The organism is Albibacterium sp. (genome assembly GCF_035514885.1).
In the GTDB taxonomy this organism is placed as follows: Bacteria; Bacteroidota; Bacteroidia; order Sphingobacteriales; family Sphingobacteriaceae; genus Albibacterium.
Genome location: NZ_DATJCH010000012.1, coordinates 43,032 through 60,703, shown reverse-complemented (window position 1 = coordinate 60,703; position 17,672 = coordinate 43,032). Strand labels below are relative to the sequence as shown.

The 17,672-nt window shown below is 35.7% G+C and carries 15 protein-coding genes; 5 read left to right on the top strand and 10 right to left on the bottom strand.

Annotation, left to right across the window (positions count from 1 at the left end; translation table 11 throughout):
• Positions 1–136: 136 nt before the first annotated feature.
• The 6 genes from VL047_RS04070 to VL047_RS04045 form a co-directional block, all read right to left on the bottom strand.
• Positions 137–1,114: a glycosyl hydrolase gene (locus VL047_RS04070; RefSeq protein WP_325358790.1), complete on the bottom strand. Its 978-nt coding sequence runs from the start codon at positions 1,112–1,114 to the stop codon at positions 137–139.
• 40 nt (positions 1,115–1,154) lie between these two features.
• Positions 1,155–2,612 (bottom strand): TlpA disulfide reductase family protein, encoded by a 1,458-nt coding sequence (locus tag VL047_RS04065; RefSeq protein WP_325358788.1) that lies wholly within the window; start codon positions 2,610–2,612, stop codon positions 1,155–1,157.
• A 59-nt stretch (positions 2,613–2,671) separates the two neighbouring features.
• On the bottom strand, positions 2,672–5,314 hold the full coding sequence (locus VL047_RS04060) for a hypothetical protein (RefSeq protein WP_325358786.1): 2,643 nt from the start codon (positions 5,312–5,314) through the stop codon (positions 2,672–2,674).
• 10 nt (positions 5,315–5,324) lie between these two features.
• Entirely contained in the window at positions 5,325–6,152 is an 828-nt protein-coding gene (locus VL047_RS04055; RefSeq protein ID WP_325358784.1) for a GLPGLI family protein, read from the bottom strand.
• 70 nt (positions 6,153–6,222) lie between these two features.
• Positions 6,223–7,401, bottom strand: a complete 1,179-nt coding sequence (locus VL047_RS04050) for a TlpA disulfide reductase family protein (protein ID WP_325358782.1) — start codon at positions 7,399–7,401, stop codon at positions 6,223–6,225.
• 543 nt (positions 7,402–7,944) lie between these two features.
• On the bottom strand, positions 7,945–9,084 hold the full coding sequence (locus VL047_RS04045; protein ID WP_325358780.1) for a cystathionine gamma-synthase: 1,140 nt from the start codon (positions 9,082–9,084) through the stop codon (positions 7,945–7,947).
• Positions 9,085–9,244: 160 nt separating this feature from the next.
• Here VL047_RS04045 and egtB point away from each other — a divergent pair, with 160 nt between their 5' ends.
• Together egtB and VL047_RS04035 are read left to right on the top strand one after the other, a co-directional pair.
• On the top strand, positions 9,245–10,429 hold the full coding sequence (egtB, locus tag VL047_RS04040; RefSeq protein ID WP_325358778.1) for an ergothioneine biosynthesis protein EgtB: 1,185 nt from the start codon (positions 9,245–9,247) through the stop codon (positions 10,427–10,429).
• 7 nt (positions 10,430–10,436) lie between these two features.
• The gene (locus VL047_RS04035; protein ID WP_325358776.1) at positions 10,437–11,387 is read left to right on the top strand and encodes an L-histidine N(alpha)-methyltransferase; all 951 of its coding nucleotides are present in this window, start codon (positions 10,437–10,439) and stop codon (positions 11,385–11,387) included.
• On the opposite strand, the gene proS is transcribed toward VL047_RS04035, so the two are convergent.
• Positions 11,384–12,856, bottom strand: a complete 1,473-nt coding sequence (gene proS, locus VL047_RS04030) for a proline--tRNA ligase (RefSeq protein WP_325358774.1) — start codon at positions 12,854–12,856, stop codon at positions 11,384–11,386. The genes VL047_RS04035 and proS overlap by 4 nt on opposite strands.
• Before the next feature lie 168 nt (positions 12,857–13,024).
• Here proS and VL047_RS04025 point away from each other — a divergent pair, with 168 nt between their 5' ends.
• The 3 genes from VL047_RS04025 to VL047_RS04015 all read left to right on the top strand — a co-directional run bounded on the left by VL047_RS04025 (position 13,025) and on the right by VL047_RS04015 (position 15,926).
• Entirely contained in the window at positions 13,025–13,921 is an 897-nt protein-coding gene (locus VL047_RS04025) for a hypothetical protein (protein ID WP_325358772.1), read from the top strand.
• Positions 13,922–13,944: 23 nt separating this feature from the next.
• Positions 13,945–15,498, top strand: coding sequence for an OmpP1/FadL family transporter (locus VL047_RS04020; protein ID WP_325358770.1), 1,554 nt, complete (start codon positions 13,945–13,947; stop codon positions 15,496–15,498).
• A gap of 143 nt (positions 15,499–15,641) precedes the next feature.
• A complete protein-coding gene (locus VL047_RS04015; protein ID WP_325358768.1) occupies positions 15,642–15,926 on the top strand; it encodes an MmcQ/YjbR family DNA-binding protein in 285 nt (94 codons plus the stop codon).
• A 193-nt stretch (positions 15,927–16,119) separates the two neighbouring features.
• On the opposite strand, the gene VL047_RS04010 is transcribed toward VL047_RS04015, so the two are convergent.
• The 3 genes from VL047_RS04010 to rpsU all read right to left on the bottom strand — a co-directional run bounded on the left by VL047_RS04010 (position 16,120) and on the right by rpsU (position 17,632).
• A complete protein-coding gene (locus tag VL047_RS04010) occupies positions 16,120–16,473 on the bottom strand; it encodes an HPF/RaiA family ribosome-associated protein (protein ID WP_325359537.1) in 354 nt (117 codons plus the stop codon).
• A gap of 17 nt (positions 16,474–16,490) precedes the next feature.
• On the bottom strand, positions 16,491–17,372 hold the full coding sequence (locus VL047_RS04005; protein ID WP_325358766.1) for a tyrosine-type recombinase/integrase: 882 nt from the start codon (positions 17,370–17,372) through the stop codon (positions 16,491–16,493).
• 68 nt (positions 17,373–17,440) lie between these two features.
• Entirely contained in the window at positions 17,441–17,632 is a 192-nt protein-coding gene (gene rpsU, locus VL047_RS04000; RefSeq protein WP_325358763.1) for a 30S ribosomal protein S21, read from the bottom strand.
• Between the last annotated feature and the right edge of the window lie 40 nt (positions 17,633–17,672).

Sequence of the window (17,672 nt, the reverse complement as noted above, 5' to 3'; positions counted from 1 at the left end):
AATTTAGTTTCTCTTTGGTACAACACAAAACTGTTCACTTTGTTTACCTATGCATATAAACTAAGCTTCAACGAAACAAGTGCTTCTGTTGGAGTTAACACAGACCAAGTGCCGAATATATCATTGGTTACACTAGTTAATTATTCCCATACACCTGCATTATATCAGGTATTTCATCAAGTGTGATTACCAGATCATGATTGTAAACTTTTTTTAAATAATCCTTATCTACATTTGTTAAGTGACTTGTGTGCCATTCCATCCACCAGGACCACATTGCACCTTCATTAAAGCATTTATCAGGATCAGGAGGCACACCACATTCATGGTATGCTATCGGCATTCTATCGCCTACAATATTCTTTACTCCATTATACATTTCAGTTTCCGGACTATCACCTTTATCGTATGTATCAGCTCCTACAATATCAACATATTGATCTCCAGGATACCAGGCACTGTCCGCATCAGCAGTATAACATAATACCCAAATCAGGTTATTTAATTTTCTCTCATTTACGTAATAGTCATACATAGCTGTCCATAAGCGCTTAAATTTTTCCGGTCCTTGTTTCCCCCACCAAAACCAGTTACCATTTAACTCGTGAAAGGGTCGCCATAATACGGGCACATTCTCATCTCTCAATTTTTCCAGTAAGTCACCCTTTTCTTTAAGTTCACTCCAAAAAGCATTATACTCAGGGGTTCCCTTTTCAAAACACTTATCTATATCAATCTCCTTTTTACTATTTTCATAACCCTGACCAATACCAGGAGCTCCCATATGCCACATAATAGTAGGAATACCTCCACCCTTCCACCAATCAATAGCATCCTGAACTTCATTATTATTATCTTTATTATTAATAAAATCCATTCCTCTGATAGCAGGCAGTTTTCCTGTCACTTTTTCAATATATTCCATCTCTTCTATTCCCCAACTTGATTCCATCTGTCCAGAAAGCATTCTTTTCCCAAACATATCATTAATATAAGCATACAATGCCACTGCTTCTTTAGATGGATATGGTGTAGATAAAGTATGTTTACTTTGAGCATGAAGAGATAAAGGGAAGCTGACAAATAAGACAAATAGGAATTTAATCGTTCGCATAAGTATGTAATTTTAATGTCCTAACTTATAAAAGTATCATTTATTCACTAATATACGTAGCTAAAATCTTTCTTAACTCAGGACTTTCAGGTGAAGGTGCATTATCAAAAACTAAGCTGCCCTTTTTATCAAAGATTAAATAGCGGGGTATTGTTGTGAGTGCTATTTCCTTTAGGAGATCTGCATTCTTCGCATCACGAAGCAAAAAGCTATTGGAATAATCGGATAAAGACTCATTGTGAGAAGCTTTTTCCCAATCCGTATATTTCGCATCAATAGAGATATAAACAAAGTTTATAGGATCATCTTTATAATCTTCTCTAAGTTTTTCTGATGCAGGAAAAGCTGCCCGACAAGGCATGCACCAACTTGCCCATAAATCAACATAGAGAACTTTATTAACTGATTCTTTAATATACTGCTTAAGGTCAATATCTTCTGTTCCCTGAAGACTGGCTAACATGGTTGTTCCTGATATGCTTGGATATGTTGAGAAATTCTTATTTATATAGTCGTTATAAATTGTATCTCTTACATCGGTTTTAAATTTAGCCACATAGTCTTTTAATGATTCCGAAGAACCTTCTTCCTGAATTTTTTGAAGGCAATAGAAAAGCAGGTAGTTACGCACTTTTACATTAGAGAAAGTTGTTTTTATTTTTTCATAAAGAAGCTTATAGTCAACTGATATGCTTTGAGCTGTTCTTATTTTTACTGAAAAATCATCGCTCCATAGGTATCTATCAAGAAAACTGTGAAAGAATTCACTATATAAAAGAGTTTCGTCATTTATCATTGAGTCAATGCTGAAGTTCTTTAGCAGATCAGCGGCTATTTGCGATTGTTTTTGATACAATAATGCATCAACAAACTCGTATCTATTCTGCTCACTATAGAAATCTTTCACATTTGGAGACACCAATTTGTTGCTTTCCAGTGAATCTAGGTAACTGCGTCGCTTCAAATATTTGTTGTAATTTCCTTTAACTGCTTCTTCAGGGCTCATTTCAGATAGCGTCAAATAAATTAATTTATCATCTATTTTAACCGGTTGGTTATCGTGCTTTTTAGCAAAGAATGAGAAATTAGCATCATTCGGAAGTGTTTCTCTATTAACAATTTCAGCAACAGGCACATCATCCTTAAACGTAAAAACTACCGTATCCCTTTGTTTAAAATAATAGTTAAAAGTTACATTATTATAATATAAATCCACCGGCATAAACTCTTGAACACCAGGAACAATTATTGTATCATTCCTTGATGGGTTATTCAATCTTATATCATTCCTGATTAAATCCTCCCCATAATAACTCAGACTATTAGGTCTGGCAAATATATTATCTGTATTGCTCTCTTTCTGTATTGGATTCTTTAGAAAAACAACAACGATATTTTTGTCTTCAACTGCTTCTGTTTCAGAATTAGATAGTTGGCTACATGCAGAAAAGCTAAACAACGATACTGCTAAGCAAATAAAAATGAATGATGTTTTCATATAAATGGTTTTTAATGTACAGATAAAGTGTTGGTTTCGTACTCTAAAATTAATTTACACTAAAACCTAAACCGTGTTGAGACAACAACCTGTCTCGGTCTAAGATCAAAATAGGTTTCTACAAGCTGATAATCCGTCGAAAACTGCTGGGTATAGCGATCCTTATTCAATAAGTTCTGTCCGGAAATCTCAATGTCTGTTTTCCACCTTTCAACCCGGTAGCGATAACTGATATCCAAGAAGTACTGGTCTTTCAACCCTTTAATATTGGTTTGATAATATGCGTTATTGATAGTCAAACTATGCCGTTTACCAGGATAAATCATAATATTAAGAAAATGATTATTGGACCTAATATCATTCTTTGCAGCATTTGCATAGTTATTTTCCGAGTACGTAAAAGTGGTATTGTATTCGAATCCTAGGGCATCCCATTTATTGTTCATGATTTCCAGCTTACCTCCATAGGTATTAAACTGTTGCTTCCCCATAACATCATTCAACAGATAATCTGATTCACCAAAGGATAAATTACCGCTCAATTTAACCGTAGTTTTAATTCGCATGAAGAGCCTGGATAATTGCGTGGCTAAGCTGTGACTATAATTAGTGCTTTCTCGGTTTAGAATATTTATTTGCGACTGTCCTGAGGGGTTGAATTGATGCTGAAAAATATAATCTCGCTTACCTTGTGTATACTGATAAGAGGCAGTAGCAAAGTATGCTTTTATTACATTTCTGTAACTATATTGAAAGCCAGAGCTAAAATTCGTGTTAGTCAACAAATTACTTTCATATCGTTGTATGTTTCGGTAAGTATTTACGATATAAGCATTATAGAAATTATTTGCATTGCTATAGTTTACACTTCTATTTCCATTGATGTTAATCTCATTATAATGGTCAATCGTATACCGTATATTTCCCGAAGGATTAAAACTATACCTACTTGTCTGATCTAATGTTTTAATTTCTCGCTGACTAGCATTGAAAAGAAAAAATGCTACTGGTAGGTTTACTGAGAATTTCAATTTGTTTTCCTCATATTGAATAACTGTCCCCACTTCTGTTTTCAACTCTTGAAACCGTATTGCATTCACATAATCATTCCCAAGGACATTTTCCTTTCCTTCATCAAATATGTGAATCATAGAAGACAGATCATTGACCTGATAGTTTATACCAAACTGAGGTGAGAAGGTAAACCTTTTTACCCCGCGTACAAAAGACAATGTATTTCTAGTACTAAAAATACCATAATCAATTTGTTGTTGGAGCTGGTTGTAAGGAACGCCGCCATTAAGTATATCCTCCAATGAGCCGGGGTTAACAGTGAGAGTTTGTGGTGTTTTGGTCCATTCTAAAACCGAATTGATACTGATCAGCTGCTTCCCTATAAAGCGTGCCAGAGAAAGGTTGTTCAATAAGCTTTGGTCGTTGTAATTTCGTTTCTGATTAATGTTGTTCGCCTCATTAAACAACAAACTTCCATTGTCATCATTCCATCGCTTATGAAATTTCAAACTATTGCGTAAGTATACAGTTTTCTCGTTCTTCTCAATTATTAAACCGGTCGCAAAATCATTGATACGATATTTATTATCCACAGATTCACTCAAAAATATAGATTGATCAGGCGCGAAAGCTTCAGTAAGCGTATAGCCGGATCTTTTTCTATAATCGTTATAATATGAAATATTACCCTTTAGCTCTATTCCATTTTCCAATTTCTGTAAAAGATTAGCAGAAGTAAGAAAGAGGCGATTATCTAACCATTTCTTTTCTTCAAATTCAGGACTGCTAACTTCCTGAATCGACAAGAAAGAGGGACCAGGGGTATTGTCACTTTCACGAAAGAACGATCCTCCTGAATAGAATGTCCTAAGACCCTTGCTTACATCATTTCCGGTATTGTTTGTTTGAAAAGAATTGAGCATTTGGAAGTTTTTTCCGAATGTCATGGGAGTGAGATTTACATCCCATAAAACAGGAGAGAACCCGGCACCCAGCTTACCAGTTCCTGTCGTCGTAAACTTTTTGAGCTCAATGTTTAAAGAAGCTCTATCTGAAAATACCAAAGAGTCCAGGATTTTTATAGGCTGGTCATTTTCAATAACCTGAACCCTACTTACTGCATCAATTGGCAGGTTATTGTTGATTATACCATAGCGGCCCTCCATTAGGTCAAGCTTATTGACCATGTATTTTTGAATAGGTTGCCCTTGATACAATATCTCATCACCACGCATTTCTATCCCCGGCAGCTTCCTGATTACATCTGCTATAACACGATCTTGCTTAGAAACAAACACATCAACATTATAATTAATTGTATCCCTTTTTCTGAATATCGGAATGTTCCCTATGTTAACAACGTCGAGCTCACGTACTCCTTCTTGTAAAACATACGTATAACTCCCTGATTTATTGGGAATAATAACAGATCTTTTAACATAAGATAAATGGTTCAGATCGAGTTCTAGACTGTCCATATCTTTATTACCTTTTATTTCAAGCCTGAACGAGCCATCTTGCTCACTTCTGGTAAATCCTACTATTGCTGTATTTCCTACATTTTTATAAGTGATATTAACATTGCCAATACCATTTTCCTGCGTATCAATAATCTTCCCGGAAATAATATTCTGAGCATTCCCTAAAAAAGGGAACCAAAGTAAGAAGACTATAACTATGGTTCTCATAATTTAATTACTAGAATGGCATTTCTATCCAGTTATTATGACTTTTATTAAAATCATTAGCACTTTTTTGCATTTCCGAACGGCCTGATATAATCTTAAACCCATACATTTCTTTTATCTGCAAGCTATTCTCTCTATAATGCTTTTTGTTTGCAAGAAATTCCCTTTTTGTAGTAAGCACTGGCTGCTTGTCCTCCTTGAAATTAATGGTAATAACCTTAGAAGTGGGTTCAAGTCTTACTAATTCAAAATTCCAGAAGTTTTCCGTATCATTTATTTTAACAATTAAACCCGGTAATCCAGAGAATTTATATGGACCGTCAGAAATGGGTATTTCTGTTGTAAACCACGCTACCCATTTCCTGTTTCCAAAATCCACTTCAGCTTTCTGACATAAAAGATTATTGATTTTTAGGGTGTCTTCCTTAATTTCCCATTGAAACGATTCCTTATCCTCGGTATAGTAATAATGATTAGGTCCCCTATAAGAAGTTTCATTGTCAAGAACATCAAAGGTTATAATTGCATTGGCATTGTTTTGCTTTAATACCTGATAATGAAAATAAGAATAAGGCAGACTCGCAATGCGATAATTCTCATTCATTATTCTCAGTAATTCAAGCGAGTCTATCCTTCTTTTGGTTATTGATTCAAACAAAGAGAGTGAATCATTTAGCAACAATTCCATATACTCCTCCTTGATAGAACTTTTATTAGTACTATCAATTTGATAGGTCATTTTATAGATTGCCTGTCTATCGAATTTAAGACTTTGCTTTGATTGAGCAAGTGCTGTAAAACTATAGAGTAATCCTAATAATAATAATATATTTTTCATAAGTATTTAATTATTGTACGAATTAAAATGGCAGAGAAAGGGCTAGGATTATATTTCTCATCAGCAATTATTAATTTAGCTTATACCCCTGCATTATCCTTTCAATGGAGTCGGGCGCTATGTTTCTCCCAATAATTCTACTCTCGTTATCAACTAAATAATTTAACGGTATGTAGCGCGTATTGAACCTCACGTAATTGACAGATTTTGATGGCCGTACCCCTTCACAAATGTTCGTCCATGTAAGACCATCTTCATTAATTGCATTTTTCCATTTCGATATGTTCTGATCCATGGAAACACTAATAATATCAAAACCTTTATCCTTGTATTTTTCATGCAGCTGCTTAAGTTCCGGGTTTACTATCCTACACGGTGTGCACCAGGATGCCCAGAAATCGATTAACACTACTTTTTTATTAGAAAAGTCATAGTTATAAGAATTACCAGATGGATCCTTTCCGGCTATATCGGGCAGTACAAAACCCAAATGAAGTTTACTTGCTTTTTTCAAATTCCTATAAGCCTTTTTTGTTTCAGGCTTAGACTTGTAATCATCGTTCAACCTATCAAGAACTTCTTCATAATATGAATAGTTATTAAAAAACTTGTTCTCTTGATTGATTAAATGAGGGATCATAACAGTATTATTATTATCCGAAATAAATTGACGAACTGTGATTGCAGGAACTTCATTCATCATTGTTTCAACATCCAATATAGAATCGGTATAAAGTCCATAGAAGGGCTCTTCATAAAGAATTGAATTGCGGGCAAGAGTTAAACGTGTATGCTCTTGTTTTAAACTATCGTAGTAAATTTTAGATAGCTGCTTATACTCATTGAGTTTATTCTGTTCGTGAGAATTTGATTTGATAGTGTAATTATTATACAACACAGCATCCTTATCTTTAACATAAAATACATACTCCTTCCCCTCCTCAATATAGATTTCAACTAACTGACTCCACTTGGTTTGAGTGCTATCAATTGGAGCTTTATTCTTAAAAGCTAGATAATAAAACCCTGCGCTTATTTTATTAGCCTGTAACGTAAAAGCATTGTTTTTAACAATGCTTGAATCATAAGTTATTTTTAAATCTTGAGTCTTTAGCGATACTTGAGTATTATTAAGATCCCCTTCTCCTGTAATAGTTATTGAAAATTGTTTAGGTTGACTACAAGAAGCAAGAATGACAAAAAGAAAAAATAGCCATCTTGATGTCATGAATACTTTATAAGAAATCATGCATTTGAATTTTACAAGGTTAATTTTTTAATTAAGAATCACTTAACTTAAAGGAAATATCGCTAATTGTTCGAAAACTAATCTCCATTACACAATCGTTTGCACGATTAATAATAAATGGCTTAGTCTAATTGGCTGCCTAAATATACAACAAAATAAATATATATTATTAACATACAATTAAATTTATTTTAATCAATTCTCATAATTGTTACAATTCACTTAAGATAATTATACTTTGTCAGGAAAAGAGATTAGGAAGAAGGACTTGATTCGGACCAAGTAAGAGACATGAACGTACCTCGTAATACATGCGAGGTCATTTCCAGCTCTATTACAGTGATATGTCTACGCTTTTTAGGCCCGAAAAGCGTAGACATACCACTGTAATAACTCATTAAGATTGCTAGCATGTATTACGAGGTATGGACGTGGTACATACGAGGTAGAACCAACATGCTTCTAAACTATACACGAAATTTAAAACAAAAAAAGTCAATCCTAAATAGGATTGACTTTTTTTAGAGTATATCTAGAGTTTAATTAGGCTAAAGCTTGCTTTAAATCTTCTAACAGATCGTCGATATCTTCAATACCTACGCTTAGGCGGATTAAATTATCAACTACTCCTACCTTTTCACGAACTTCTTTTGGTATGGAACCATGGGTCATGGTTGCAGGGTGATTTATTAAAGATTCTACTCCGCCCAACGATTCAGCTAAAGAGAATACTTTAAAGGAAGAAGCGACGCGGAATGTGTTTTCAATGGAACTATCTTTAAAGACAATAGATATCATTCCACCAAAATCGCGCATTTGCTTTTTGGCGATATCGTGGTTATTATGATCTGGGAAACCAGGCCAATATACTTTCTCAATTTTTGGATGGTTCCGTAAATATTCAGCTACCTGACGACCGTTTTCACAATGAGCTTTCATTCTTACATGAAGGGTTTTAATACCTCTTAATGCCAGAAAGCAATCTTGAGGTCCGGGTGTACCACCACAAGCATTATAGTAGAAGAATAGCTGCTTGTAAAGCTCCTCATCGTTTACGACTAAAGCTCCCATAACAACATCTGAATGGCCGCTGATGTATTTCGTAACTGAGTGCATAACAATATCAGCACCTAAATCTAATGGATTTTGAAGATAAGGAGACGCAAAGGTATTGTCTACTGCTAGTAAAATATTCTTTTCTTTTGCAATTTTTGAAACTGCTAAAATATCTACAATCTGCAAGGTTGGATTGGTTGGAGTTTCAACCCATATCATCCGTGTTTTCTCATTTAAATACTCACGGATAGTTTCAGGATTAGAAAAATCAATGAAGTGGAATTTGATTCCGTAGGGTTCAAATAGTTTGGTGAATATCCGGTATGAACCACCGTATAAATCATTTCCGGTAATTACTTCATCACCAGGCTTAAGCAGTTTTAAAGCTGTTTCTGTTGCAGCCATTCCACTTGAAAACGCTAATCCGAATTTACCGTTCTCCAAAGCAGCAATGCAATCTTCTAATGCTGTACGTGTAGGGTTTGTTCCTCGCGAATATTCATAGCCTTTATGTTTACCCGGAGCAGCCTGAGTATAGGTGGATGTTTGATAAATCGGAGTCATGATCGCTCCGGTAGTAGGATCCGGACTTTGGCCAGCGTGTATGGCCTTGGTTGCAAATTTCATATTTATATAAATCAATTAAACGTTTTTATTGTTACAAATGGTAAGATAACAAATATACAAAACTTAATACAGTACATAAACTCATTGGTTTCAATAGACTTATATAGTTTTTTAATAAAGTTTTGCGATATTTATAAAGATCATTTTTTAAATAAAAATTATGAGTCACACTATAACCGTTTCAAATTCCCTAATAATTGATCAATATATAAATGTAAGAAAGACTTCAGAAAAGATATGTGAGCCTTTAGAAATTGAAGATTATGTACTACAGCCTATTGCTGATGTAAGTCCGCCGAAATGGCATCTGGGCCATACTACCTGGTTTTTCGAAACCTTTATATTGTTGAAGCATTTTAAAGATTACGAAGCCTATAATCCACAATATAATTTTGTGTTTAACAGCTATTATGAGTCAGTGGGTGCACGTATTATTCGTGTAGATAGAGGTAACTTGAGTCGCCCGACTGTAACACAGGTTTATGAATACAGAAAACATGTGGATCAGGAGATGAATCGTTTTCTGACAAGCACACCTTTAGATGATGATTTAAAAAGCTTAATAATATTGGGTTTAAACCATGAACAGCAACATCAGGAACTACTGCTAACGGATATTAAATATATTTTAGGAAATAATCCGCTTTTTCCGGTTTACAATATTTCTTCCAAAATTATTACCAAGTCTAAGCCTTCCAGTCCGATTAAGATTCCTGAAGGGGTTTATAAGATCGGGAATGATGATAAAGATGGTTTTAACTTTGATAATGAACGGGGCAGGCATAAGGTATACCTTCCAGAGTTTTCAATAGCAAATGAGCTGATTAGCAATGCAGAATATTTAGAATTTATGGAGGATGGCGGCTACGCTAACTTTATTTATTGGCATGCAGACGGCTGGGAATGGGTAAAGAAAAATGGCATTACTGCACCTTTATATTGGCATAAAGTAGACGACAAATGGCATTATTATACTCTTAGCGGCTTTCAAGCTGTTGATCCTGAATCGCCGGTATGTCATGTTAGCTATTATGAAGCTTTTGCTTTTGCAAGCTGGAAAGGTACACGTTTACCAACTGAAGCTGAATGGGAAGTTGCTTCCTATTATTTTAATTGGGGTAAACGCTGGGAATGGACCGAAAGTGCTTACCTGCCTTATCCCGGCTTTAAAAAAGAAAAAGGAGCCATTGGAGAGTATAACGGAAAGTTCATGGTAAGTCAAATGGTATTGCGCGGCGCGTCTGAGGTCACTTCAAAAGATCATAGCAGGAATACGTATCGTAATTTTTTCTATCCTTCTGCAAGATGGCAGTTTACGGGTATCAGACTCATTTTAAACCCGTAAATTAGCTATGAATAAATTTTATGAAGATGTAAAATACGGCTTGTCAAGTAACCCTAAAAGACTCTATTCTAAATATTTCTATGATAAAATTGGTGATGCATTATTTCAACAGCTTATGCATTCGCCTGACTATTATTTGAGCAAGTGTGAACTGGAAATATTGCAGCTACAATCGACAAGTATTGCCCAAGATATAAATATAGAATTTGACGAGTTTGATTTAGTTGAACTTGGTGCGGGTGATGCGAGCAAATCTATCTTTTTGCTACAAGCCTTGTTAGACAACGGTTCTGATTTTACTTATTATCCGGTCGATATCTCACAAAATGTTATTGAATTATTGGAGGCTAAGCTACCGAAACTTCTACCTTCTATTAAAATTAAGGGGTTGAATGGTGAGTACATAGCGATGCTTGAACAATTAGCTAAGCATGGCAGCAGACCTAAATTGATATTATTTTTGGGATCGAACATCGGGAATATGAACTTAGATGAGGCTGCTCTCTTTTGCGAGAAAGTACGGGATCTCATGAATCCGGGCGACTTGTTTTTTATTGGTTTTGATTTAAAGAAAAATCCTTTTACCATTCTGACAGCCTATAATGATAGAGCAGGTTTAACTCGTGATTTCAATCTAAATCTTTTGAGAAGAATAAATAAAGAACTGTCGGGTAATTTTTACTTAGATGCTTTTTATCATTATCCAAACTACGATCCTATTAGTGGTGCTTGTAAAAGCCATTTGATTAGTGCAAAAGATCAGGAAGTAACTATTGGTGAGGGAACGGATAGGTTTAGTATTCAATTCAAACAGCATGAGGCTGTTTTTATGGAGATATCAAAGAAGTATAGTATAGAGGAAATTGAAGAGTTGGCTTTAAATACAGGCTTTAAAATAACGAACCACTTTCTTGATTCAAAAAAGTGGTTCGCAGATAGTCTTTGGAGGAAGGACTAATAAGCCCGGGCAAATAGAACCCGTTGGGTAGACGGTTTACCAGTCAAGATGCACTGACCTTCCTCTTGTTTATTGTTTAGCGGAATGCAACGAATGGTAGCTTTTGTTTCTTCTTTAATGCGTTTTTCAGTTTCAGCTGTTCCATCCCAGTGAGCAGATATAAAACCACCTTTTCCTTCTAAAACTTCTTTAAATTCATCATAAGAGTTTACAAGGGTAATATTATCGGTACGGAACTTCAGTGCCTTTTCATAAATCGTCTGTTGTATCTCCTCTAGTAAGTTTTCAATACGTTGCGACAGTCCTTCTTTAGAAACGGTTTCTTTGCTTTGGTTATCACGACGGGCAAGCTCTACCAATCCGTTTTTCAAGTCTCTTGCTCCTATTGTTATTCTTAATGGAACACCCTTAAGTTCCCATTCTGCAAATTTGAATCCAGGGCGATAGCTGTCTCTGTCATCAAATTTAACGGAGATATCTTTTTGCTTGCATTCACTAATGATTTGATCTACAAGCTCAACAATCTCCGCCTTCTCCTCATCCGTTTTGTAGATAGGAACAATAACCACCTGTATAGGAGCTAATTTTGGTGGTAAAACCAATCCGGCATCATCAGAATGCGCCATGATTAAAGCACCCATTAAACGAGTAGAAACTCCCCATGAGGTTGCCCATACGTATTCTTGCTTACCTTCTTTTGAAGTAAATTTAACATCAAATGCCTTTGCAAAGTTCTGACCAAGGAAATGTGATGTTCCAGCCTGAAGGGCTTTTCCATCTTGCATAAGAGCTTCGATGCAATAGGTATCCAGTGCACCGGCAAAACGCTCAGTCTCTGTTTTTTTTCCTTTCACTACAGGAACTGCCATCCAGTTTTCTGCAAAATCTGCATATACGTCAAGCATCTGTTCTGTTTCTGCAATCGCTTCTTCTGCAGTAGCATGGGCAGTATGCCCTTCTTGCCACAGGAACTCTGCTGTTCTTAAGAACAAACGGGTACGCATTTCCCAGCGGACAACGTTTGCCCATTGGTTAACGAGAATAGGCAGGTCGCGATAAGATTCAATCCAACCACGATAGGTATTCCAGATAATCGTCTCTGAAGTCGGTCTTACAATTAGTTCTTCTTCTAATTTGGCATCCTCATCAACTACAATATTGCCGGTACCGTCGTCTTTTAATCTATAATGTGTTACTACGGCACACTCTTTGGCAAAACCTTCAACATGAGATGCTTCCTTTGAGAAAAATGACTTAGGAATGAATAAAGGAAAATAGGCATTACTATGACCTGTATCTTTAAACTTTTTATCTAAAGCGGCCTGCATCTTTTCCCAAATTGCATAGCCATAAGGTTTAATAACCATGCAGCCCCGGACAGCAGAATGCTCTGCCAAATCAGCCTTACTTACTAACTCGTTATACCATTGGGAATAATCTTCTTTTCTGCTTACAATACCCTTACTCATTTTTTTATAATCTCAATTTTTATTCGTAAATTATACTCATTGACAAAGTTATACGGATTTATTAATAATGTAGCGTATAATGAATAAAAAACGTTTATCAATTAAACGATTACATATAAATATAGTCCGTACTTTTGTATTCAGCAACGATAAAAAAAACGAAAAGAGATGAAGATGAGAAAATATATGTTTAAAGGCTTAGCTTTCTCAGGGATACTTGCTTTATTGGCCTCTTGTACTACGCTGCAAACAGCCCAGCAAAGCTTTCCTGATGATGTTTATGGACGAACACCTGAACCGCAGGCTGTAGTTCAAAACACCGATTCTGATGAAAATGAACAATACAGTGATGAGGTGTATGTAGATAATTATTTTGATGATTATTACTACGGTTATAACGATAGGTTTCTATATGGAAATCGTATGAACGATTTTTATTATGGCATGCCATTCTATGATTCATGGATGAATAGCTATGATTACTATAGTCCTTACTATTATAGTCCATTTCAATACAGTCCTTTCAGATCAGGCTTTTATCTTGGTTTAGGATTTGGCAGTCCATGGTATAGTCCTTTTAATTCATGGTATAATCCTTATGGATATCTGGGTTATGGATACTACGGTTATTCACGTTTTGGTTGGGGAAATCCTTATTATGGTTCTTATTGGGGTCCTTATTCTTACTATGGCGGAGGATATCCTGCGAATGTTCGAAACGAACGTACGCGCCCTACCCGAATAGGAACTGACAATATCAGACCGAACAGGCCATCCTCTTCAACAAGTCGCCCAACTATTAACAGTAATACAAGGGCAGGTTCCAGAACACCGGCTAATACAAATACACGACCTACTGCAACCCAAAGACCAACCGCAACACAAAGGCCTACGAGGGAAACAACAAGACCGACACAACAAACACGTCCTACTCAAACAAGGACAGCACCGGTAACAAGACCTGCTCCATCGATAAGCAGACCAAGTAGCGGTAGTTCTCGTCCAACGAGTTCTGCTCCTGCAAGATCGTCTGGAGGTTCTAACGGGAACACTCGTTCAAGATAATTTAAATTATTTAATTAAAGCCGATGGTATCAGTATCATCGGCTTTAGTTACTGATACACAAACACCCTTTATGAATAAGAAAACACTCCCCCTTCTGGCTGCTTTAATTTGCATGGCAAGTCTGAGCAAAGCTCAATATATTGAAGATGCAATGCGCTTTTCGCAAACAGAACTTGGTTCAACGGCCCGTTTTAAAGCTATCGGTAATGCAAGCACTTCACTAGGTGGCGATTTAAGCTCTATAACTGGAAACCCGGCAGGCTTGGGTTTCTTTAATACTTCTGATGCTGGTTTTAGCTTGAACTATTCCAATAACAATAACAATAGTAAGTATTATGGAACCTCCTCTTCAGCACAGGCTGAAAAATTCAACTTTGATCAGGCTGGAATAGTTTTTAATATGCCTAATCGTCATAATGCCTATAGACAATCGGGTTGGTTAAATTTTAACATTGGAATTGGTTATGCAAAAACAAATGACTTTACCTCTACGATTCACTTTGAAGGAGAAAATAACAACAGCAGCTATACGAACTTCTTAACTGAAGCAACTGATCCAGTATTTGAAGACTGGGGTGTAAATAGTTGGTTATTGGAAGTTGACCCGAGTGATCATTATTATACTTCTGCCAGCGAAAGCCTGACAAATGACCAGAAAAATAATGACAAGAGAACAGGCAGCCAATATCAAACTAACTTTAGTTTTGGAGCAAACTACAACAATCAATTTTACGTAGGTGCATCGGTTGGTATTACGGGCTTTAGCTATCGGTCAGAAAGGAGATTTGATGAGTTTGGAGATACAAAAAGCGCAAGCGAATTCTTGGCTATAAACCCAGGTTCTAATTTCTTAAAACCAGAGAATGCGGGACTTTTGAGTGCTCCTTATACCCTGAGTTTAACTAGTTCTCAGAAAACAAATGGTACCGGCTTTAACGGAACTGTCGGAATGATATACCGCCCCGATAATATGTTTCAAATCGGTTTCTCAGCCACTTCACCAACTTGGTATGTGGTAACGGATGATTACAACATGTACTTTGATAGCTGGATTGACCCAACTGATGGAACTGAAACGGCAGAATACCACCCAAATGAGGAGGTATATTATGAAGAATATAATCTTAGGACTCCTTACCGTTTAAATGCAGGTGTATCTGCAAAATTTGAAGATGGTTTGATTAGTGCTGATATTGAATATGTTGACTATACCAGCATGCGAGTTACTACAAATAGCCCCGCAAATGATAGTCAGTCAGCAGATATAGTTAGTAGTGAATACAAAGGAGCTGCTAATTTCAGAGTAGGTGGAGAATATAGATTGACTCCTGCCTTTTTATTAAGAGCAGGCTTTAACTATCAAGGCAATCCTTATCAACATATCACCTCTACAAAACAAACTGTATCGGGAGGTTTAGGTTATCGTATAAGCAATATTTATGTTGACTTAACGTACCTTAACAGCAGACAGGATTTAACCTATACTCCTTATCAGTCGACTACTTTTCCGGCTGATCCGGCTACCGTTAAGAACTCACGGGACAACATATTCTTAACTCTTGGATTGAAATTCTAAATAAGAACTGATATTTTAAAATCAAGGAAAAGAGCCTGTATCATTAATTAATGATACAGGCTCTTTTCCTTGAATATTTATCCATTAATTATTTAAATTAGTTGTTGCAAGCCTGTTTAGAATTTACTGTTAATTGCACAGAAATGAATATAGAAGAATTAAGGACCTATTGTTTAAAGAAGAAGGGAGCAACAGAAAGCTTTCCATTTGGTGAACAGACGCTAGTTTTTAAAATAGGTGATAAGATTTTTCTATTAGCAGGACTGGATGCTCACCCCTTGTCTTTCAATGCAAAATGCGATCCGGAAGAGGCAATTAACCTTCGCGAACAATACCCGAACAGTGTTTTACCAGGCTTTCATATGAATAAGAAACATTGGAATACGGTAGTTCTTGATGGCGAAATATCCCTGGATCAAGCAATATAATGATTGATCATAGCTATGAGTTAGTGTTCAATTCTCTGCCTTTAAAAGTCAAGAACGACATTTAAAAATACTCAAGCTAATTATTGACCCTTAGCCGTTATGATACCATACAAGAATATTTGGATGAATAGTTCTTCCTATAAAAAAAGCCCTGGTAATTACCATGGCTTTTTTTATAGGAAATGTGTTTCAATTAGAAATCCTCTTTGTTTTCTATCTCTACAAGAACTTCCTTATGATTACTTAAAATAGTTTTATTTTCTTTGGTTTTCTGTTTATTTATCTGCCTGCGCAACGACTCCATTGCTAAATCAGTAGCTTCTTCAAAGGTTTTTGCTTGTCCCTTAGCGAATAGCTGATGACCAGGTATATTAATTTTAAACTCCGCGATTTTATTCGCCTCACTTTCTCCTTTTTCCAGTTTTAGATAACATATCCCGTCCAATAATTGGTCGTAAAACTGTGTTAATTTATCAGCTCTGCGCTGAATAAAATCAATTAACTTTTGATCTGCGTCAAAATGGATAGATTGCACATTGATATTCATCATCATTCCTCCTTTTTTTAGGCTTTTGGATGAGCCTGTTTATAAATAGATTTCAATCGTTCAACTGAGTTATGCGTATATATTTGCGTTGAAGCAAGGCTCGCATGACCCAAAAGTTCTTTAATATCATTTAGCTGAGCCCCATTATTAAGCAAAGCCGTTGCTATGCTGTGACGGAGTATATGGGGACTCCTTTTTTGTTTTGATGATATGAGAGCTAACCGATCGATAACTGTTCGGTATATTAGCGTTTCATAAGCATCAGCTCCGGTATTGGTAACGATAAGTTTGTCGCTTGTATTTTCAAATTCTCTATCCTTTTTTAATTGTATGTAGTTATTTAATGACTTGGCTAAGGTATTCGTAATCGGTACTAATCTTTCCTTACTGCCTTTACCAAATATACGAATTGTGCGCTGAAGAAAGTCGATGTCTTTCTCAGAAACGTGTAATAATTCAGCTCTTCGGATACCTGTTCCAAATAGCAATTCTATAATTATCCGATCTCTTTGTCCTTCAAATCCATCTTCAAAAATATTGTCTGCTTCCAATAATTGAATAATACTCTCTGCCTGTATAACCTCTGGTAAATTCTTTGGTGTTTTCAACATTTTAACAAGCAGCATAGGGTTATCATGAAGGATACCTTCACGGATTAGAAACTTGTAAAATGTCTTTAAGGATGATATGCAACGGTTGATGCTTCGAGCTTGAAGCTTCTTTTCCATCAAGCTGGCAAGATAGGCTCTAACTTGATGATGGGTGGCAGTTTGAATATCGAATTCTTGTTCGTTTAGGAACGTCAAATACTCACTAATATTCTGTTTATAGGCTGTAATGCTATGAACGGAGTAATTTTTTTCGTACTTTAAAAAACTAAGAAAACGGTCTAAAAACATAAAAACTATTTGTATAATCAACAAGTTGAAGATACAAATAGTTTTTAATTATGTAGAAACAATTATAATTAAATCGGGTCTTGATTCAATTGTTGTTTATAAACAGCTTTCTTTACCTGAACACGACGGGTAATAGATTTTTTCTCAAAAGCTTGGCGTGAACGTAGCTCTCTAAGAACTCCTGTTTTCTCGAATTTCTTCTTGAAACGTTTTAAAGCTCTATCCAAAGACTCACCATCTTTTACATTAATAATAATCATAGTTTTACAGTACCCCCTTTCAGTTGTTAAATTTCAGATT